Annotated in this window: 17 protein-coding genes; 1 reads left to right on the forward strand and 16 read right to left on the reverse strand. The window is 43.0% G+C overall.

Annotation, left to right across the window (positions count from 1 at the left end; genetic code table 11):
• From JXL83_06460 to JXL83_06530, 15 genes are all read right to left on the reverse strand, one after another.
• Nucleotides 1–870 (reverse strand): NAD(P)-binding protein (locus JXL83_06460; GenBank protein ID MBN2363754.1); only part of this gene is annotated, 870 nt, incomplete at its 3' end.
• Between the two features lies 1 nt (nucleotide 871).
• On the reverse strand, nucleotides 872–1,876 hold the full coding sequence (locus tag JXL83_06465) for an undecaprenyl/decaprenyl-phosphate alpha-N-acetylglucosaminyl 1-phosphate transferase (GenBank protein ID MBN2363755.1): 1,005 nt from the start codon (nucleotides 1,874–1,876) through the stop codon (nucleotides 872–874).
• The gene (locus JXL83_06470) at nucleotides 1,863–3,929 is read right to left on the reverse strand and encodes an O-antigen ligase family protein (protein MBN2363756.1); all 2,067 of its coding nucleotides are present in this window, start codon (nucleotides 3,927–3,929) and stop codon (nucleotides 1,863–1,865) included. Before JXL83_06470 ends, JXL83_06465 begins: the two co-directional genes overlap by 14 nt.
• The gene (locus tag JXL83_06475; protein MBN2363757.1) at nucleotides 3,916–5,232 is read right to left on the reverse strand and encodes a sigma-54-dependent Fis family transcriptional regulator; all 1,317 of its coding nucleotides are present in this window, start codon (nucleotides 5,230–5,232) and stop codon (nucleotides 3,916–3,918) included. The genes JXL83_06470 and JXL83_06475 overlap by 14 nt, the downstream gene beginning before the upstream one ends.
• A complete protein-coding gene (locus JXL83_06480; protein MBN2363758.1) occupies nucleotides 5,229–6,779 on the reverse strand; it encodes a PAS domain-containing sensor histidine kinase in 1,551 nt (516 codons plus the stop codon). Before JXL83_06480 ends, JXL83_06475 begins: the two co-directional genes overlap by 4 nt.
• Before the next feature lie 38 nt (nucleotides 6,780–6,817).
• Entirely contained in the window at nucleotides 6,818–8,041 is a 1,224-nt protein-coding gene (locus JXL83_06485) for a type II secretion system F family protein (protein MBN2363759.1), read from the reverse strand.
• An 18-nt stretch (nucleotides 8,042–8,059) separates the two neighbouring features.
• Nucleotides 8,060–9,139 carry a type IV pilus twitching motility protein PilT gene (locus JXL83_06490; protein ID MBN2363760.1) on the reverse strand — a complete coding sequence of 360 codons (1,080 nt, stop codon included), beginning with the start codon at nucleotides 9,137–9,139 and terminating at the stop codon, nucleotides 8,060–8,062.
• Between the two features lie 11 nt (nucleotides 9,140–9,150).
• The gene (gene tadA / locus JXL83_06495) at nucleotides 9,151–10,842 is read right to left on the reverse strand and encodes a Flp pilus assembly complex ATPase component TadA (GenBank protein ID MBN2363761.1); all 1,692 of its coding nucleotides are present in this window, start codon (nucleotides 10,840–10,842) and stop codon (nucleotides 9,151–9,153) included.
• Nucleotides 10,842–12,551 carry a Flp pilus assembly complex ATPase component TadA gene (gene tadA, locus JXL83_06500; protein ID MBN2363762.1) on the reverse strand — a complete coding sequence of 570 codons (1,710 nt, stop codon included), beginning with the start codon at nucleotides 12,549–12,551 and terminating at the stop codon, nucleotides 10,842–10,844. Before tadA (JXL83_06500) ends, tadA (JXL83_06495) begins: the two co-directional genes overlap by 1 nt.
• 106 nt (nucleotides 12,552–12,657) lie before the next feature.
• Nucleotides 12,658–13,155 carry a helix-hairpin-helix domain-containing protein gene (locus JXL83_06505; protein MBN2363763.1) on the reverse strand — a complete coding sequence of 166 codons (498 nt, stop codon included), beginning with the start codon at nucleotides 13,153–13,155 and terminating at the stop codon, nucleotides 12,658–12,660.
• Nucleotides 13,139–13,711: a septum formation protein Maf gene (gene maf, locus JXL83_06510; GenBank protein MBN2363764.1), complete on the reverse strand. Its 573-nt coding sequence runs from the start codon at nucleotides 13,709–13,711 to the stop codon at nucleotides 13,139–13,141. Before maf ends, JXL83_06505 begins: the two co-directional genes overlap by 17 nt.
• 8 nt (nucleotides 13,712–13,719) lie before the next feature.
• Complete coding sequence (locus JXL83_06515; protein ID MBN2363765.1) at nucleotides 13,720–14,004, reverse strand: HU family DNA-binding protein; 285 nt, start codon at nucleotides 14,002–14,004, stop codon at nucleotides 13,720–13,722.
• Between the two features lie 114 nt (nucleotides 14,005–14,118).
• Complete coding sequence (locus JXL83_06520) at nucleotides 14,119–16,179, reverse strand: LPS-assembly protein LptD (protein MBN2363766.1); 2,061 nt, start codon at nucleotides 16,177–16,179, stop codon at nucleotides 14,119–14,121.
• Nucleotides 16,176–17,504, reverse strand: coding sequence for a sigma-54-dependent Fis family transcriptional regulator (locus tag JXL83_06525; protein MBN2363767.1), 1,329 nt, complete (start codon nucleotides 17,502–17,504; stop codon nucleotides 16,176–16,178). The genes JXL83_06520 and JXL83_06525 overlap by 4 nt, the downstream gene beginning before the upstream one ends.
• Entirely contained in the window at nucleotides 17,488–19,506 is a 2,019-nt protein-coding gene (locus JXL83_06530) for a hypothetical protein (protein MBN2363768.1), read from the reverse strand. Before JXL83_06530 ends, JXL83_06525 begins: the two co-directional genes overlap by 17 nt.
• 118 nt (nucleotides 19,507–19,624) lie before the next feature.
• Between JXL83_06530 and JXL83_06535 the strand changes: the two genes are divergently transcribed.
• Nucleotides 19,625–19,876, forward strand: a complete 252-nt coding sequence (locus JXL83_06535) for a hypothetical protein (protein ID MBN2363769.1) — start codon at nucleotides 19,625–19,627, stop codon at nucleotides 19,874–19,876.
• Here JXL83_06535 and purD read toward each other — a convergent pair.
• Nucleotides 19,859–21,130, reverse strand: coding sequence for a phosphoribosylamine--glycine ligase (gene purD, locus JXL83_06540; GenBank protein MBN2363770.1), 1,272 nt, complete (start codon nucleotides 21,128–21,130; stop codon nucleotides 19,859–19,861). The two genes, JXL83_06535 and purD, sit on opposite strands and share 18 nt — an antisense overlap.
• Nucleotide 21,131: the final 1 nt, after the last annotated feature.

Here is a 21,131-nt window from a genome sequence, read left to right on the forward strand (position 1 = left end):
ACTTTTCCCTTTCAGGGCGTATTCTATGTCGAGAACGCTTACGTGCTTCAGTTTTTTAAAAGCAGTCAGCATATCTCCTCTCAATGGAGGATGCGCAAGCGAAGCAAAGACATTGAGAGGGATGGTGTAAACAAGTTTTTCGTAGGAAATTTCGCGTTTTTCAGTTTTAATTGTTTTATCTTTGTAAAATATCTTGACTATTTTTTCGCCTGAACAGGCAGAAAAGAGTTTTTCAGACAAAGTTGCGGGAAGTAATCCAATACCGCCTTCAGGGTAGAAAAATTCGCTGTTGTAGCCGATTCCGTTTTTTTCATTTTTGAAGATGAAAGGCCTCAGAACCTGGTCTTCTTCGACTTTTGGGACAAATCTTCCGGTCCAGTCCGGAGCCAGCATCGACAAATCAGTCGTCCATAGCTTGTGATTGTAAGGATTGAAAAAATACTCGCAGATCACGTCCCCGAAAAGACTTCTGAATAATTCATCTGTAGTCCTGTATTTCTTTTTTTTCACTCTTTTGAGAAATGACGTCAATGCCTGATAGGCTTCCTTCGGTTCGAGATGAGCAAGATTGGCTTGAAAAGGATAAGGGATCATTCTTGAAGAATGCAAAATAAATGCTTTTCTGTCATGTTTTAAAAGCTTTAAATTCAGACCTTCAACAAATTTTCGGACATCTTTTCTCGAAAAATGCAGTAGGTGACCCGTGTAGTCGAATATGTAATCTTTATATCTCTCGGATCTGCACAGCCCTCCGAAATTCATTTCTTTTTCGACGAGTATGTAAGGGATGTTTTTTTTCTGTAAAAAAAACGCCGCCGTCAAACCCGAAAGTCCTCCTCCGGCTATTGCGACGTTTGTTTTTTCAGTCAATTCAGACCTCCGTTTTCAGAAGATAAATACCGAACACGACGCTCAATAAAATGAAAATCAGCGCCGCTGTGATCGAAACAGGAGGACTGACAAAAACAAGGCACAGGGAAACTGCCGCCGTGAGAATTGCTGCAAAAGAAACAAATACGAGGATTTTAGTGTCAGAAAAACCTTTCTTTCTCATTCTGAGCGCGAAATGATCGGGAGATCCAAGATAGAACGGTTTTTTTTTCGCAATCCTTATAAGGACTACGTAAGCGAGGTCGAAAAGCGGAACGAACAGAATGAACAATGGTGTAAAAATACCGGCGCTGTAATTATAACTGTAGCTTACTCTCATCGAAAGAGCTCCAATAATCAAACCAATGAGCATACTTCCCGCGTCACCGAGGAAAATGACAGCTTTTGGTTTGTTGTATCTTAAAAATCCCAAAAGAGCTCCGCATAATATGAGAGCCAAAGATGCCACCTGATAATCCGATTCTGCAAACGCAAAAAAGGCTATGAGCAAAGCTGCAAAAAAAGCGGTGAGAGAGCACATTCCGTCGAGTATATCTATTATATTATAGGCGTTCATGCAAGTGAGAAGCCAGAATACTGTCAAAGGAAAGTTTATCCACCAGGGCAAACTGACAACTTCAATCATTATTCCGGATTTGACGACGGTCAAAGCGGCGAATATCTGTCCGGCAAGTTTTACCGAAGGCTTTAGCGCCTGCAGATCGTCGAGGATGCCGACGATTACAATTATGCTTGCGGCGAGCAATAATCCGAGAACCATGTTGTCAAAAAAGAGAAACGCCGAGGCAGATATCAGAATTGAAGCAAAAATCGATATTCCACCGAGATACGGTGTCGGTATTCCGTGTTTTTTCAATTTTTCGTCTGGTTTGTCGACAATTCCGAAATACAAAGCTGCACGCCGGGCTACAGGCGTCGTATACAGGCATAGAAAAACTGAAACCAAAAAGCTTGCGGCTAAAGTAATTTTCTCATTGAACAACAAGCCTGAGTCTCCTCAATGAATCTTCCGCGCCGGGAGATAATTCTATTGCTTCAATCTGCCGGAAATATTCCGTCAGGCTTTCTCCCAATTTGTTACCTGCTAAAAAAGAAGCGTACGCCAGGATGAAGTCCTCGCTTTCAAAATACAAAGGAATAATCCTTTTTACAAACGATTCAGCACTCTCCTTGTATCCCCTGTCGAAAAGCCTTTGAGCCACCGGTACGGCGTATCTGAAATCACTGACAAAATATGTGTCCTGAATGTTGGAACTATGTGAAAGTAAACTGTCTAAATTCCATAAAACAGCAGCATCATCTCCAACTATATTCAGTCTGTATGCCATCTCGAAAACAGCAATGGATCGCGGTTCCAACTCAAATGCTTTTTTTATCAATTCGACCTTTTTGAATCCGTCTTTTTCATATCGCGCGAGATTCAGCAAATTAAATGCATTGTTCGGTTCGAGTTTCGCGAGTTCTCCGGAAACAAAATATGATTGATCAAAATCTCCCGCCTTTTCAGAAATGACAAGAGTTCTTTTCCACCTCCTGTAATCCCTTTCGAGCATCGAGGACCTGAGAGAATGTTTGAACGCTTTTTGAAGCCAAAGAGTGTTTTTTGATCTGATCCAGTAATATTCGTAAATATAGCTTTTCAGATAATCAATGTCGGGATTCAAAGGATCTATGTAAGACACGGCTGACAGGGCAACTTGGGCTGAAATTACCCTGTCCGTGTTCCCTGATTCTATGTCACGGACTATTTTTGTGTATACTAGTTCCGATACAAAGGCTCCGAGAACCCACAATACATATAAAGTCAAAATTGCCACTGTCCATCTTTTTATTTTCAATCCGGATTTTCCTGCCAGTTTGATTTCTTTTCTCGGCAGGGAAATACCTATCATAATTGCCCCAAGATATTCTCCCAAAGGCGGATAGAACACTGTGTCGAAGGCACATACGAGAAGAAACCAAAAAACTATGTAAGTTGAATATTCGGTTTTATTTTCTTTCAAAGGCGTTCTGAAAGAGCTTTTTGCGGCTCTGATGATAATGAGCGTCAGAAATATTGCCGCTGGTATTCCTGCTTCGACAGCTGTTTCGAGGAAGTTGTTGTGAGCGTATTCTGCGCATTTGCCGTATCTGAAAATCTGGAAGTTTTGCGGAAAATTTTTCAGAAGTGCTGCAAATTGAAAAGATCCCGGTCCAAACCCAAAAAAAGGTTTCATCGCTATAAGCTGAATGCTCTGTTTCCATATCAGAAGTCGTGTCATATGATAAGGATCTCCCCCGAGAATATCTCTTCCTCCGAATTTTTTTAAAACAATAAGAACGGCAATCACAAGGCCAATCCCGGCCATTATAATTCCCGTCCTTTTTAACCAGCTTCTACTCATAAAAGCCAGAGGAAACAATAAAAAAACCACGACCCTTGATCCGGAAAGTACAAGTGCCGTCGATATCATAAAAACAGGCAAAAAGAGAACAAACAATTCATTTTTCGTTCGAAGATTTCTGTTTTTGAAGAAAAGATGTACAGAAGCTATAAGGCACGCTCCAAGAAAGTGAGAATAGAAATTTGAATAAGTACCGAAAGTTCCCGCCGCCCTCGAAGTCATACCCGTTGCGAACTGAATAATTCCCAAGGCTGCCTGCGCTGATCCGAAGACGGTCAAAAATATCTGAAACGCGCCGGTTTTCAGTTTATCTTTAAGGAATTGGTTGGCCAAAAATATCAACCCGAAAAAAGCCAACCATTCTCTCCATCTCTCGGCGCTTCCGTAAGGCGTGTCTGAAAGCCACGCCGATATCAGAGACCACAAAGCGAGAACGCCTAAAATCAGCATATACTTTGATCTGTACAGAACGAAATTTTTGTTTACGTAGTAGTAAACGTAGAATCCGAAAAGCGCCACGGAAGTTATTTCAAGAGTCAACGGACCGAACGCATGAACGCTTCCGTTGAAAACCGAGAGAATTATTAAAAAAAAGAAAACGACAGAGTTCAGAAGTATTTCAAATTTCTTTTCTTTTTTTTCAATCAAAGCCATATTTTTTCATCTTTCTGTAAAGCGTGGAAACGTCAATTCCGAGAACGCTTGCAGCTCTGTTCTTATTATCTTTGCACAATTTCAGCGTTTTTTGAATGGCTTCTCTCTCAATATCATCGAGAGAACCGAAACCGTAATTTTCCTTTCCAGCTTCCTCGCTGAAATCACCAAGGTTTATCGTCTCTCCGTCCGATAGAATGACTGCTTTTTCAATGAAGTTCTCAAGTTCCCTGATATTGCCTTTCCATGGTCTGGAAAGAAGGAATCTCTCGGATTCCGAAGAAAGTTTTCTTTTCAATCCGTGCTTTCTCGAGAAGTAACCGACAAAATATTCGGCAATCGGAATTATATCTTCTCTTCTCGACCTGAGCGGCGGGATTTCAACACTGACGACGTTGATCCTGTAGTAGAGATCTTCTCTGAATTTCTTGGCGTCCAGAAGCTTTTTCAAGTCTCTGTTTGTCGCCGCAATAATTCTGACATCTATTTTCAGAGATGATGTGGATCCTATCGGATTTATTTCTTTCTCCTGAATGGCTCTGAGTACCTTGACTTGCGTTGAAACAGGAATTTCTCCTATTTCATCCAGAAACAGCGTTCCTCCGTCGGCTATTTTGAATAAACCGTCCTTATCGGCGTGAGCACTTGTAAAAGATCCTTTTTTGTGCCCAAAAAGCTCGCTTTCAAGAAGAGTTTCCGGTATGGCGGCGCAATTGACGGTAACCATGGGTTTATTTCTTCGGACGCTCCATTGATGTATTAGTTTCGCTATCATTTCCTTGCCCGTTCCTGTTTCACCGCTGAGTGTTATTGTTACGTCGGTGGGGGCGACCTTTTTTAGTTTTTCGATTATTGAAAATAGTCCGGAATCAAGCCCGATTATTTTTTTATTGCCGTCGAAAAAGAGATTTCTGAAATACTGCGCTTCTCTCTGAATGGAGTATTTTTCAATGGTTTTTCTCACTCTGGCTATGAGTTCACTGACGTCAAAAGGTTTCATAAGATAATCGTCCGCTCCGAATCTTAGCGCCTGGACTGCCGATTCGATAGAGGCGTAAGCCGTAAGCAGAATAAATCCGGTGTTCGGAGAATTCTTTTTAACCGTCTCAAGAACGTCTATTCCGCTTTTTTGAGGCATTTTTATATCGCTTATCACTATATCAAAATTCTCGTTTTCGATCATTGAAATTGCCGACGAGCCGGAATCGCACTCGACAGTCTGAAAACCTTCCTGTGACAAGGCCATTGAAATTACTTTAAGAAGACCTTTTTCGTCGTCTACAATGAGAATTTTCTTGTTCAATGTCCCTGCCTCTCCTCATAACTGTCGAACATCAGAAAAAATTCAGAACCTTTTCCTTCTTCCGATTCTACTCTGACTTCCCATCCGTGCATAGCAGCTATCTTTTTTACTATCGAGAGTCCGAGCCCGTTTCCTTCGTCCGATTCAGTGAAGAAAGGATTAAAAATTTTTGACAACACCTGCGGTCTTATCCCGGTACCCCTGTCCTTAACTGAAAGAACGAGTTTTTCTCCTGCTTTTTTTACCCTAACTTCAATGCTTTTTTTCCCACTGTCCTTGACAGCTTTATACGCATTGCTCATCAAATTGAAAAGAACCTGTTTAAGCTGGTTTTTATCCGCGAAGACTCTGACGTCAGGGGGGCATAGCATCGTCTCTATTTCCAAATCTTCTTTCGCCATCGAAAAAGCCTTGACAGCGTCATTGACCACATCCCTGAGGCATACAGTTTTCTTTTTGGGATCAGGAAGCCTTGAAAATGAAAGAAAGTCTTCTATCAAATTGTTGATTCTGTCAATTTCGTTTTTCGCTATTCGTGCGACATCTTTTCCGCTGTTTTCGATGTTCTTGGAGAGTAAATCTATAGAAACCCTTATTGAAGCGAGAGGATTTCTCAATTCGTGGGCTATGTTCGCACTCATTTCCCCTATTAGCGCCATTTGATTTATCTCGTTAAGCTTTTTGTCTTTTTCCAGGATGTCAGTAATGTCATGCAAGACCATTATTCTTCCAATTACTTTCTCTTTTTGATCTTTTACTTCGTTCAGATCGCATTTCAAATTTCTTTTTTTCCCGTCGAGACCTATTAAATCAATTGAAACCGTTTTATCTTCGAACCATCGTTTCGCCTTTTCGGGAATTGTGTCGCCGGGAGCGAGCATTCCTATACCCGAGAACATAATAAATGAAGGATTCACGAAAACGGTTTCAAAAGAACTGTTGACAGTAAGCAATCCTTCCCTCATTGACCTCAGTATGTCGTCCGTAGTGTGCCTGACGTATTCGAGTTGCCTGGTCTTGGCCGCCGATTTTTCTTCCATCCACACGGACATTGCTGTTATTATTGCCGAAGAAAGCAATGCGTATAATAGTTGCATGACATACACATTCGATTCAGTGTCTTTGGTCGATGTTTTCTGCAGAAAGCTTAGTTTTCCATCAATAAAGTAATAAACACCCCGACTCTGAAGCACCAAAATAACGACATAAAAAGCCATCGTTACAGCCAGGGACGTCCAAGCTGCCTTCGCGCCCTTTTTCATTGTGAACACGAGTATAATAAGAAAATAAAGCATGTAGAGACTGCTGTCCGTGCCTCCGGACATGACAATGACGGCAGAAGCAGTGATGGCGTCAAGGACAATATTGAATAACCATACCTGACGGAGCTTTTTTGAAGCGTACAGCTCCGCGAGACTGTTGAAAGATGATATAAATGTTATGAAAGAAATATTTAACGGAGCGGAGCCGTCAAAAGGCAGAGACACAATCAGAGATATCAGGAAAAAAAAGAAAGGGCGATAGAAAGCTACCGCCTCTTCCCGCAAGCGAAATCTGGGAATTCCTGAGTTTTTCAAGAAATTTATTAGCCCGCGTGCTCCATGAAAGTCGACGCCATCGTGAAAATGGGCAGATACATAGCGACGACGAGACCTCCTATTACGACACCGAGAACAATCATGATTATTGGCTCAAGAGCGGCCGTGAGGTTTTCCACTGCCTGATCAACTTCCTGGTCGTAGAAATCGGCGACTTTTGACAGCATAACATCCAACTGTCCGCTCTGTTCTCCTATTCTCACCATCTGAATAACCATCGGAGGGAATATTTTCTCTCTCGCGAGTGGTCCTGAAATGTCTTCTCCTTCGCTGATGGATGTTCTTGCGGCGTAAATAGCATTTTCTACAAGAGAATTCCCCGCTGTCTTGGCAGTTATTTCGAGCGAATCGAGAATAGCGACACCGCTTGACAGAAGAGTCGAAAGAGTTCTCGAAAATCTCGCTATGGAAGATTTTCTGATAAGCGGTCCGAACACAGGGACAAGCAGCATTACTTTGTCTTTAATCAACAATCCTTTCTTGGTTCTAACACCAAGTTTGTATCCGACTATAATACCGGCTATTACGATCAAAAACAGTACAAAATTTCCTCTCAGTACGTTTGAAATCATCATTACTATCTGCGTCGGTAAAGGAAGATCCGCTCCAAGACCCTCGAACATAGACTTGAATGTCGGAAGAACGAACACGAGAATCGTCGCAACAGCTAAAATGGTCACTATTGTTATCATTGTCGGATAGATCATGGCGCCTCTGATTTTTGCCATCAATGCCGCGGATTTTTCCAGGTAAGTGGCAAGCCTTAAGAGGATGGTGTCGAGAGCACCGCCCTTTTCGCCGGCTTCGACCATGTTCACGTAAAGATCGGAAAAAAATCTTTTGTGCTTTCTCATAGCCTCGGCGAGAGTCGTTCCTCCTTCGACGTCCCCGGAAAGTTCTTTTAGCACCTTTTTGAAACCCGCGTTCTCTTCCTGTTCGTTTAATATCTCAAGACATCTCATCAAAGGAAGACCCGCATTTATCATGGTCGCAAATTGTCTCGTGAAAGCCGCCATTTCTTTGGTTCCGATACCAGTCGTAAGCTGGACTTCTTTCATCCTGTTGTAGAGAGTGTCTTTTCTCTTTATGGTGATCGGAGTTATTTTTTTCGATCTGAGCTGAATTTTGGCGTCCTGTATCGAGGAGGCAGTGAGTTCTCCAGACTCCTCACTACCGTCGCTTCTAACACCTTTAAACACGAAGACAGCCATGGAAACCTCCTGACTATTTTATTTCTTTGTTTTTCTGAAATCTTCCATCATTCTCTCGAGTTCCTCCGGATTCCTCGAGTTGGCAAAAGCCTGATCAAGATTAATATCCTTTTTCGACCAGCGGTCGAGAAGGCATTCGTTCATTGTCATCATTCCGAATTTCTTTCCGGCCTGCATGAAATTGTAAATCTGATGGATTTTATCCTCTCTTATCAAAGCCGAGACCGCCGGCGTGATTACTAGTATTTCCATGGTCAGCGCTCTGCCTCCTTTGATTTTCGGGATCAAAGCTTGTGTAAGCACCGCTCTGAGAACAAAAGCGAGCTGGGACCTGACCTGAGACTGTCTGTTTGTCGGAAAAATATCTATAATTCTGTTAATGCTTTCTACCGCCGAATTCGTGTGAAGCGTACCGAAGGTCAAGTGTCCTGTTTCTGCTATAGTGAGTGCCGCTTCAGTTGTTTCGAGGTCTCTCATCTCGCCGACCATGACTACATCGGGGTCCTGTCTGAGGACGTATTTCAAAGCCGAAGTAAAGGATTTGGTGTCCGACCCGACCTGCCTTTGATTGACTATGCACGTTCTGTGCTGAAAAGTGTATTCGATAGGATCTTCGACGGTCACTATGTGTTTTTTCTTTTCCATGTTTATTTTATTTATGAGAGCCGCTAGAGTTGTAGACTTGCCGCTACCCGTCGGACCGGTAACAAGGACGAGACCTTTTGCATAATTTGCCCATTCCGCAACTATCCTCGGCAGGCCGAGTTTGTCGAAAGACAGTATTTCGAAAGGGATTGTCCTTATGGCCATTGATACGTTGCCTCTCTGAAGGAATGCGTTGGCTCTGAATCTGCTTACTCCGGGTATTCCGAAACTCAGATCCAGTTCGTGTTCGTTTTCGAATTTCTTCTTCTGTTCGTCGTTGAGAATGGAATAAACAAGGGCTTGAGCGCTGTCAGGAGACAGTTTAGGATATTGTGAAGGCAGTATGTCGCCGTCTATCCTGAATACAGGAGGAGAGCCCACGGTCAAATGAAGGTCCGATGCTTTTCTTTCCACCATTTCCCTGAGCAGATTTTCTATGCTTATAGTCGCCATGTTTCCTCCTGTTACAGCGAAGATGTTTCGCGAATCATTTCTTCAAGGGTCGTCAGCCCTTTTTTTACCTTGTCGAGCGCGTCGTTTCTCATGGACACCATGCCTTCTTCTTCCGCAGCTCTCTTCAACGCCGTCGAAGATTCGTTGTCGACGACCATTTGCCTGAGTTTCTTTGAAATCGGCATAACCTCTGTTATGGCGACCCTCCCTTTATATCCTGTGTTGTTGCAAGTCCCGCACCCTCTTCCTTTGTAGAACACGGAATTTTTTATCTCTTCCTCGGACAGGCCTACTTCCACCAAAAATTTTTCCGGATAAACAAAAGGCGCCTTGCAGTTCGAACATATCTTTCTCACGAGCCTCTGGGCTTGAATCAGATTCAAAGACGCCGCGACCAGAAAAGGTTTCACCCCCATGTCGACAAGCCTGTTCACCGTAGACGGAGCGTCGTTAGTGTGAATGGTCGAAAGGACCAGCTGTCCTGCAAGAGCGGCCCTGATGGCGATTTCCCCTGTTTCGGTGTCCCTTATTTCTCCTACCATTACGATGTCAGGAGCGTGCCTGAGGATCGATCTTAAAGCGCTCGGGAAATCAAAACCTATATCGGCGTTAATTGGGACCTGGTTTATTCCTCTGAGGTTATACTCAACGGGATCTTCTACCGTTAGTATCTGAATGTTTGGTCTGTTAAGCCTGCTCAGAGCTGAATAAAGAGTCGTTGATTTTCCGCTTCCCGTAGGCCCCGTAATCAGAATAATTCCGTAGGGTCTTTCGAGGGAGTCTTCGAAATATTTTCTGGATTTTTCAGAAAAACCGAGGTCTTTCAAATCCACCATAAGGCTGCTTTTGTCAAGTATTCTCATCACTATCTTTTCGCCTATAACCGTTGGAATGACACTTACCCTGAGGTCTATGTCTCTTCCTCTGAAACGCCATTGTATCCTGCCGTCCTGGGGTTTGAAATGTTCGGAAATGTCCATTTTTGAAAGTATCTTCACTCTTTGAATTATGGCGAGACTGAATTTTCCGGGGGCGTCGACGACTTCCTGCAAAACGCCGTCAATTCTCATCCTCACTCTCTGTCTTTTACCAATGAATTCAATGTGTATATCACTGGCCTTTCTCGCAACCGCGTCGTCAATTATGTATTTGACGAAATCGGCGGCCTGAGAAGACGTACCGAAAGACACTTCTTCTTCGTATTCTTCCTCTACCTGCAGATCTCCTCTGTCTTTTTCGGTTGTCGCCTGGCTTTCCATCGCAACCAATCCTCCTCCGTGCAGAGGATAATACTTTTCCAGATATTTTTGCATCTGGCTGTCGCGTACGTAACATCTTTCCGGATTCAGTCCCGTAAGGAAACTGACTTCGGCGAAAGCTTCTTCGTCGAGAGGATTGACCATTCCTAGAACAAGCGATTTTCCCTTTCTTTGAACAGGGAATATCCTGTACTTATTCGCTATTTCAGGTTTGATAAGCTCGAGTACAACGGGATCAGGATTCTGTTCGGTGAGATCTATAGCTTTAAAATTGTAGTCTTTTGCGAAAAAAGACATCAATCTCTGTTCGGAGATGTGGCCGCTTTTAATTAAAACCGCTATATCCGAATCACCGGTTTCGTTCCTTTTTTCTTCGACCGCGTTAATCTGGCTTTTCGTTATCAGTCTCGCGTTCAACAGTGCGTTCAAAAGTTCCTTGGCCATCAGAGCTCCGCCGTTTCTTTTATGACTTCTTCGATGTCTGTTTCCTGCCCCATGACCGACATGAAACCGTGTTCTCTCAAAGTCAGCATCCCTTCTTCAACTGCCGTTTTGTTCAGTTCGTCAGTCGTAGCCCTGCTGAGAACCAGTTCTTTCAGCCTGGGAGACATATACATCACCTCAAAAATGGCTTTTCTTCCCGCGTAGCCTGTTTTTTGGCACATTTCACAGCCTACTCCCTTGAAAAGCGCGACTTGGCTGAATCTTGTCGGATCGACTCCAACCTCCTTGAGCACCTGCTCGGAAATTCTTATTTGCCTGCGGCAGTGAGGACAGGTCTTTTTTATAAGTCTTTGAGCGACCACGAGAGTGAGCGTTGAAGCGATTAGAAACGGTTCGACTCCCATATCTATAAGTCTCGTCACTGTCGCCGCCGCAGTATTGCTGTGGACTGAAGACATGACAAGATGACCTGTCAGAGACGCTCTGACAGCTATTTCGGCGGTTTCTCTGTCCCTTATTTCTCCCACCATTATCACGTTCGGGTCCTGTCTCAAATAAGCCCTGAGAGCCAAAGCGAAAGTCAGTCCCGCCGACTGGCTCATCTGAACCTGATTTATTCCCTGAAGTATATACTCGACGGGGTCTTCTGCTGTTGTTATGTTTATTTCGACGCTGTTTATTTCTGTCATCCCGGCATACAATGTCGTGGTCTTCCCGCATCCGCTTGGTCCGCTTACGATGATTATTCCATAAGGATTATGTATGGCTTTTTTGAAATACTCAAATCCCCTCATGTCCATTCCGAGTTCGTCTATCTTGAAGCTGACGTTTGATTTATCCAGCACTCTGACTGCGATTTTCTCTCCGAAAATTGTCGGGATCACCGCCATCCTGAAATCGACCAGCCTGCTCCCTGATTTCATTGTCAATCTTCCGTCCTGTGGTCTTCTTCTCTCGTCCGGTTTCATGCCTCCTAAAAGTTTTATGTACGTTGTTATGCTCTGCCCCAGGGCAAAGTTGGGGGATGCAATCTCGTGAAGAAGTCCGTCAATTCTGAAACGGACACGCAGTTCTTTTTCATACGGTTCTATGTGAAAGTCTGAACATTTTTTGTCAACAGCCATTTTCAGCATTTTTGAAACAAACTGCTGGGCGGGCGCTTTTGATTCGCTTTCGAGCCTGTCGAGATCCATTATGCCTTTGCCGATTTCCACCGAATCTGCACCTTGAAGTATGTCCGCGTCGTCGACAACTTCTACTGTCGAAGTAACCACGTCGAGGGCTCCCTGAACCTTATAATATTTGCTCAACGCATTCAAAACGGCTATTTCAGCCGCGACGACAGGTTCTATCTCATATCCGAGTCCAAACCTGACGGCTTCAATAGCACCTTGATCGAACGGATTGACCATTGCTATCCTCAGTGTTTTCCCCACCCTGGAAATTGGTATCATCTGATGTTTCAAAGCCATGTTCGCGGGGACCAGTTTAATAATGTTCCTGTCCAGATTGAGAATGCCTATCTCGATACCCGGTACGTGAAGTTTTTTTCCGAGAGTCTGCACAAGTTGTGCTTCTTTAATATAACCGAGGTGTATAAGAATACTACCCAATCTGCCAGTGCCCCTTCGCTGCTGTTCCACGAGGGCCTTATCAAGCTGATCTTTTGTAATCAGCTTTTCAGTTACAAGAATTTCGCCAATTTTCATAAATATCTTTTACCGATAAAAAATTATTAAATGCTGTTCTTGTTTTGTCAATTAAATTGATCGTGATCAGACATTTTTTGTCTTTTACACATTGGCTTTAAAAAGTTCAAAGAGTTATTAAACTTTCAATTTTTGAATACTTCGCGGGTCCAATACCCCTGACGTTCTGTATGTCCTGTTTTCTCGAGAACGGACCGTGCTCGTTTCTGTAATCAATTATTCTTTGTGCAATAACCGGACCTATTCCGGGAAGTGTTTCGAGCATTCTGGCGTCAGAGGAGTTTATGTTCACTGTTGCAAGAGGAGCGCTCTGATTTTCACGAGCTTCCGGAATGCTCTCTTGTTCTCCGGACATGACAGACGTTAAAACAGTGTCTACAGGCAAACAAGATGAATCGACAATCGTGTCTCTAAAACAGATCTCCTGTAAAAAAGCTGTTTTCTCCTGCAGAAAAATAAAAGCAGAACTCCCATTTTCGTGTTCGCTTATGAATTCTAGCCGGCTTTTTCTTTTTTCCCTTATCATCAAGCCGAATATCCCTATTGAAAAAACGATCAAAAGGCAGCAAAGTAGAGCCAGTTCATCCTTAGACAGTGATTCCATACTTTTCAGCCATAGAAATAAACAAAGCAAGCGGAAATCCTACTACGTTATCGACAAATCCTTTTACACAGTCAATCATGAAACTGCCAAGCCCCTGTATCGCGTAACCTCCTGCTTTTCCGTACCATTCTCCGCTATCAAGATACAATCTAATGTCTTTTTCAGTCAACTGTTTGAAATGAACCCAGGTAACCGACACTTCAGTTGTGTAATCGTTTTCGTATCCGCAAGTTACAGCTGTTGTTACGGTGTGAAAGATTCCGGAAAGTCTTTCGAGATGGCTTTTCGCCAGGGTCCGGTTTTCAGGTTTTACCAGGATTTCATCATTCAGAGAAACGACAGTATCTGCGCTGACAATAAACACATCTTTCCCGCATTTATTAACGGCATCATTAAACTTTGTTTCAGATATCCGGCGCGCGTATCTTTCCGGATTTTCGTTTTTAAACGGAGTCTCGTCTACATTGGGGATTAATTCAGAAAAATCAGCATTTATAGCTTTAAGAAAAAAACTCCGCCTGCTTGAGGCGGAGGCTAAACATATTTTCTCCCGCACCGATCCTTTTATTTTTTCGTCTTGTCAACCATTGTCTTCAGTGATGAAGAAGGAGAGAAATGAGGAACTTTTTTCGCTTTGATTTTAATTACTTGCTGAGTCTGGGGATTTCTTCCTTTACGCGCTTTTCTGTTTTTCACTCCAAAAGTGCCGAATCCCACCAATGTCACTTTCTTGCCTTTTTTCAGAGAGTCTTGAACGGCGCCGATAAAACTTTCAAGAGCTTTCTGAGACTGCGTTTTTGTCAATTTTGTTTCGGCAGCAATTCTATCTATCAATTCGCCTTTGTTCATTCTACCAACCTCCCTTTAAGGTTTGTTGACTGTTTATCAATAATCACAGAACCACAAAACATTGTATTTGTCAATGTTTTTTATACACTATTTAATAAATTTTTGGAATTAATACTATATACGGGGTACAAAAAAGCTGACCATGCTTCTCATAATTTTGACGTCCTGAATCGATTTTATTCTGACAGTGAACGAATAATTCCATGCATCACCAAACTTCTGCCAGGTAAAAAAGGCTTCCCAGCAATGGAGATCCCTGTAAACACTAAGTGATTGATTGACCATGCTGTTTTTTTCTATATCCCATCTCGCGCTGTAAGTAACCTTCCAGTTGTCAGTAGGATCGAAACCGGCTGTGAACCAGACCTGCTGGTTTTTCGAAAATCTGTCCTTCGAGTATGAATACGAAGCGATAAAGTTCCACGGATGGCTTTTGTCGTCAAAATAATAACTGCTCGCGATATCTCCCGAAAAATACGCCGTCAGATAGTAAGACGAAAACAACCTTTCGAATGTGTAAGGATCATATAACCACCTACAAGATATAGTAAATTTTTCTGAAAATCTGCTGTTGAGAGAAAGCGAAAGATCGGAAAATTGCTTTTCGTCTTTTTCAAAATCGTAGTTTATGGAAGTTCCCAGCGAAAATAATTCGTATTTTCTGGGCACTTCTCCGCTCTGCCATTTCATCTGAAAAGACTGCTGAAGAGAAAAATTCATTCTCGACACTGTATTCCCTACGGAAAACTGATACGTTGTATCTCCGAAGGTTCCCGAAACGGCTGGCGGAGAATATGTGTATGAGACGGCTGGATTCAATACATGTCTTATCCTTTTGAGCGATCCAGCGCTCCAGTCAGTCAAACCGTAAATAAAAGTCGAAACGGACACGGTAGAAGACCAGGCTCTTGTGTACAAATATGAACTGCTGGTGTCTGATTTTCGGACCCAGGCGTTTCCGTTTACACTCGGATTTAAGTTGAAAAAGCCGAAAATTTTCACGGGATTCTGCAAACCGGCGCTCATGCTTACTTCATCAGTCCTGAATGAACCCGCGGTGTCGCTTTCCACGGTTCTCAAGTATCTTCCGGAATTCGAAAAATACAGATTCACAGGGTCTATACCTGAAAATATTCTTTTTGAAAAAACGGTGTATGTCATTTCAGGCATTCTGTAAAACACCTTGTCCGCAAGCAAATCCTCTGTTCTGAGCAACAACATCTGACCTGTCAGCAATTTCCAGTTTTTTGAAACGGACAGATAAGACGAAGTTTGTTTGTTGAGATCTACCAGAACATCCGTGCCGTAATCGATTCTATACCTCTTGTCGCTTTGCCAGTCAGCTCTGGCAAGTATCTGGGTGGTTGAATTCCATTTATGAAAATGATTTCCTTCAATTCTCCACCTTTCGATTCCTGTGTCCGTTTCCCTGATGTATGCAAAACCAAAATTTCCGGAGAGATAAGGATTGACAAGATATATTCCGGAGACATTGAATCTCGCACCTTTTTTTTCCATTATGTCTACTGAAAAAGTAGCGTCAGAATAGTCGTTGATTGCCCAGAAGTACGCAATGTTTTTTACGTACCGTCCTTCCGTGGAACTGTTCCCGACGTTTGGAAAAAGGAATCCGCTGTACCTTCCTCTTTTTATGGGGAAAAACCACCAGGGCAGTGCAAAAACGGGAACGTCGCCTATGAAAAGAACGACGGGTTCAGCGATGAGCATTCCGTTTTGCTCCACGACCATCGCTCTTCCCCAAAAGTGATAATGCGGTTCTTCTTCGTCGCATGTGGTGAATGTCCCCCTTGAAACGAACCACAGGTCCCCTTTTACCTGCCAAACAGTGTCCCCCGTGAAAAAACCTTCCGTTATGGCTGTTCTTCCAGCGTCTACTATACCGTATTTGGTATCTATGTTGAAAATCATGTGTTCTCCGGATAGTTCCTGATCTTTTTGTATAATCCTCATGCTGCCAATGACTTCAACGATTTTCTCTTCCGGGTAAAAAATAATTGTGTCTCCGTAAAGCTTTATGTCTCCGTATTCCACGTAAGCTGAATCACAAAGAATGACTTTTTTCGAAAGCCAGTCGTACAGCATTTTTCCGCAGGAATAGTTGACGATTGTTGCTTGGCCTGAAAGCCCGAAAAACAGCAGAATAACCGCGATCACTTCAATCCGTGTCCCTTCATTTTCTCTCTGAGTGTGTTCCTGTGAATTTTTAAGATGTCTGCTGCTTTCTGAAAGTTTCCGGATGTGACAGCGAGAATTCTCTCTATGTGTTTTTTTTCAACAGCCTCGAGCGATAAATCTTCCGTTTCTTTTGCAAACGAAAAATCCGAAACATTTATGACGTTTTCTCTCGCTAAAACAAAAGCTCTTTGAATGGTGTTTTCCAGCTCTCTGATGTTTCCCTGCCATTGACAGGTTATCAGTTTTTTTTCAGCTTCCCACGAAAGTTGCAATCCTTTTTTTTCGGGAATTTTTTCCGAGAGATTTTTCATAATTCTCTTTGCAAGAGGAATAATGTCTTCTCTCCTGTCTCTGAGCGGAGGTATTTCTATGTTGACTACGTTGAGCCTGTAAAACAAATCTTCTCTGAACCTGCCGTTTTTCATTTCTGAAATCAGATCTTTATTCGTCGCGGCTATTATTCTTACATCAGCTTCAATGGTCTTCTCCCCTCCCAGTTTTTCGTATGTCTTTTCCGACAAGAACCTCAGCAGCTTGACCTGTATCGTGGGCGTGATGTCCCCGATTTCATCCAAAAAAAGAGATCCTCCTTCGGCAAGTTCCAATCTGCCTTTTCTCGAAGTTACGGCACCGGTGTATGCTCCTTTCTCTGCTCCGAACAATTCCGCCTCGAGAAGCGTTTCCGGAATTGCCGAACAATTAACCGCAATGAAAGGATTCTCCTTTCTCGAAGAAGTTTTGTGTATGGCTCTCGCTACGACCTCTTTTCCCACGCCGCTTTCGCCGGTCAGGAGGACTGATATGTTATAGTTAGCCACACGCGATACCAGGGAAAGTACTTCCTTCATCTCTCTGCTTTGCGCAACTATAGGGTGTTCGGAAAATTCTTCCACATACATGTCCTGTAGAATTCTGCTTTCCCTTATAATCTCAAGCTCTTTCAGTGCTTTCTTAACCAGTTCGGTTAATTCTCCAAGTTTTATAGGTTTTGTCATATAATAATACGCGCCGTATTTCATCGCCGTGACAGCACTGTCTATGTTCCCGTAAGCAGTTATAAGAACTACAGGTATTTCAGGGTTTGTCCTACGGCAGTGTTCGAGAATGGAAAGACCATCTTTGCCGCCCCCGAGTTTTTGATCCGTAATTACCATGTCTACGAGAGAGCCATCGAAAAGCGCTTTCGCTTCGTCGAATCCAGCAGCGGCCAGAGCTTCGTATCCTTCCTTGGTGAGAGCACCTGCGAGAAGATCTCTTTGATCTTTTTCATCGTCAACGACGAGCAGTTTAAATGTTTTTTTCACCGGTGCTCTTCTCATTTTTAGACAGAGTGAACTTGAACACGGCTCCATTATCCGCAAAAGATTCCAAACAGATATTTCCTTCGTATTCTTCGACTATCTTTTTAACTATGTAAAGACCGAGGCCGGTACCGGATGGAGAAGTTGTAAAATAGGGTTCGAATACACTTCCCGAATGTATCTCCTTTATCCCCTGTCCGTCGTCTTTAAATTCTACATCGAGGAATTTTCCTCTGTCTTGTAAAGACACAAAAATATTTCTCGCTCCGGCTTTTACCGAATTATCTATCATGTTGTCGAACAGTCTGTAAAAGTCGGTTTTATCACCGTAAATAATTATTTCATCCGAATCGCTCGATACTTCTATCGATACAAGACCGTGTATTTTTTTCAAATCTGACAATACTTGCAGGACATCGACAGGCATACCAGAAGATTTCGCGGTTTTTGCGAACATCAGGAGATTTCCCAGTTTTCTTTCGAGTGTGCCGACTGCAGATGAAAGCATGGACAGAACTGATTTTCTTTCGTCATCCTCGCCGAGTTCGAGTTCCATTTCAAGCCTTTGGGCAGCAATTGATACAGCGTTGAGAGGATTCCTGAGCTCGTGTGCTATCGTCGAGGTCATTTGAGAAATGTCTTTTAATTTTTCCTTTTCTGTTTCCAGTTCTTTTTCAATTTTAAAATATCTGAAATCTTTGAGCAGGGACACGGTTCCTATTATTTCGTCCCGATTTCTCAATATAACTGTGTCAAGTAAAAATTCATCTCTTTTTCCGGAAGGCAGAGTTATGTTGACGAGAAGGTCTTTTATTTCTCTCTCTGTTTCTGAAGTTCTGCCAATAAAAAGCTCGTCTTCCTTGAAGTAATCCCCGTATTTGATTTTTCTTACGTCTTTATTGCCGAACCCGAATAAATTCCGTCCGTATTCATTGACCCTGATGAATTTTCGGTCTCTATTAACGATGAATATACCGTAGTTGGCCGAATCCACAAGTTTGCTTGTGACACTTTCGGCTGAATGAAGCTCCTTTCTAACGGAAAAATATCTTAAGCCGAAAACAGAAGCAATTATCGAAAAAAACACCGTGAGCCATAAAAACACAAACATGAGCAAAATCCGCTGTCGGTATTCCGATATTATTTTTTTGTAGTCGTCAAGATAAATCCCTATTCTGATAACGCCTTTAGGAACTCCCTCGTAACTCAGCGGGGAAACGACTTCATAAATGTTTTTTCCTCTGAAATCCATCTCGCGGACTTTTGCTCTTTGTATTCGAACGACGGAAAGCAAAGTAGAGTCATCTTCGATTTTCGACAATTGCGATATTCTCCCCGACGCTGAAATTATTCCTTCGAAACCCTGCACTGCGACGTATGCAAATCCGGGAGAAGTCCCGACGTCCTTTACCAGCTTTGACACCGAAGCGTATGTCATAACCGAAGCCACGAAAGATTCATCAAGATAAACAACTACGGCTCCGTTGTTTTCTGTTCTCACTGCCGCCAGCTTATAGCTTCTGAAAGGAATTCCGATGATTGAATCGGATCTTTCGGTCGACCAGATTATTATTTCATTTCTTCTGGCACTCGTCAGGAATTTCAATCCGGGATAATAAGGTATTTCCAAATTCTCTGAAGATGATGCTATTACCCTGCCGGAGCTGTCTAGAACATCTATCCTTGCAAAGTGGTTTTCGAGAGCCAGGCTTTTCAACTGACCTCCTGTAATTTCCGGATATCGAGCGATCATGTGAGCCGAAGATAGAGCGGACAGTTTCAAAAGCTTCTCCTGAAGCTGGCCCGAAGAATACAACTGTTGAATGCTTTGATTGTATGCTTCTGAAAGAGCAAGCAGTTCCTTCTCTGTCATCGAAAGAATGGCTTTTTCGCCGTTTTCCATAAGCATCATGGAAAACCAGAACATCAAAAATGACACGGGCACAAGAATAATGAGAAGCAGGACATACAAAGGAAAAGCTGAGATATTTTTCTTAATTGTCAAGTGCTTCCTTCTTCCGCAAATTTTGAATCGTCAAATGTTTATTGAACAGCGCGTTTACATTTTCCGGCATTCAATATACCATATATTTATGATCTATCGAAGCCCGAAACAACCATGCGTGTCAATTACAATTCTTTTTATAATCTGCGCGGCGGCTTTAATTTTCGGTTTTTTTTCAGGAAAAATATTTTATTCGAAAAATAAAACACCCGAGCAATACGGTGACACCTTGCACTCTCTGCTCGTAAGAATAACCGTTCTTGAAGACAGCCTGGACAACACACTTTGGCATTTTAACAATTTGAAGAAATTCAGGGATTCTGTTATACCTGAAACAAACTTTCAGGATTCCTCAGATCAGGTATTCTGATACGTCCTCTCCAATATCATTTCTCATCCACTTCCCATCGAATTCGATCTTCCCGGCTTGGTCATACGCTATGTTTTTAGCTTCGTCAACTGTTTCGCCTTTCCCTCGAACCGTGAATACACGCCCGCCTGACGTGAAAAGACCGTTTTCTCTTTTTTGAACTCCGGCGAAAAATACTGAAGAATCACGGTGTAATACATCCTCGAGTCCTCCGATTTTCTTTCCTGTTTCCGGATTTTCAGGATAACCCCGCGAAGCCAAAACAACTGAGACCGCTTTTTTTCCGGATACACTCAAAGAATTTTCGGCGCTTCCTCTTGCGCACGAGTATAGCATTTCAAAAAGTCCTTCCTCGACTGTTCCCAGAGACGACTGAGTTTCGGGGTCTCCGAATCTGCAGTTAAACTCGAGCACATAAATCTTTTCCTGCGATATGATAGCACCGGCAAAAATCAAACCTCTGTATTCTATTCCCGAGTTTCTCAAATAATCAAGAAGCGGCTCGGCAATGGTCTGTTTGGCTTTTTCTTCATAAAATGAACCAACAGGTGAAACCGAACCCATTCCGCCGGTATTTGGTCCGAAGTTGCCGTCAAATGCTTTTTTATAATCATGCGCAGGAGGCAGGCATACTGATTTTTCCCCGTCCGTTGCAAAAAAATACGAAACTTCAAATCCCTGAATAAACTCTTCGATCACAAGTTTCTTTCCGGCGTCGCCGAGTAATTTTCCGGAGATCATTTCTTTGCCTGCCGAAAGAGCTTCGGAATATTCCCTGCAAATAAACACCCCTTTACCCTGAGCAAGTCCACTCGCTTTTACAACGTAAGGAGGTTTCATCTCGTTTAGCCGCTTTTCCAGCTCGTATTCAGAAGTGACTTCATACCATTTTGCCGTTGGTATTCCGGTTTCTTTCATGATTCTTTTCGCGAAAGATTTGTCCGATTCAATACCGGCGCCATTTTTACCGGGGCCGAAAACGCAATAACCTGAATTCCTAAGAAAATCTGAAACTCCTTCTGCAAGCGGGTCTTCCGGGCCTACGACTATCAGATCCGGATTAACCAGAGCAGCGGCGGAAAGAATACTTTTGAAGTCTTTTATGTCGGACGCGACATTGACGCAACTCTTCTCCGTACCGGGATTGCCCGGCAGGCAAAAAACCGCCGATACGTCTCGATCAGCTTTGAGAGCTTCGGCGATGGCGTGTTCTCTTGCGCCTTTGCCTATTATGGCGACTTTTCTCCCTGTCATA

The sequence above is a fragment of the candidate division WOR-3 bacterium genome (genome assembly GCA_016934535.1).
In the GTDB taxonomy this organism is placed as follows: domain Bacteria; phylum SDB-A; class SDB-A; order SDB-A; family SDB-A; genus JAFGIG01.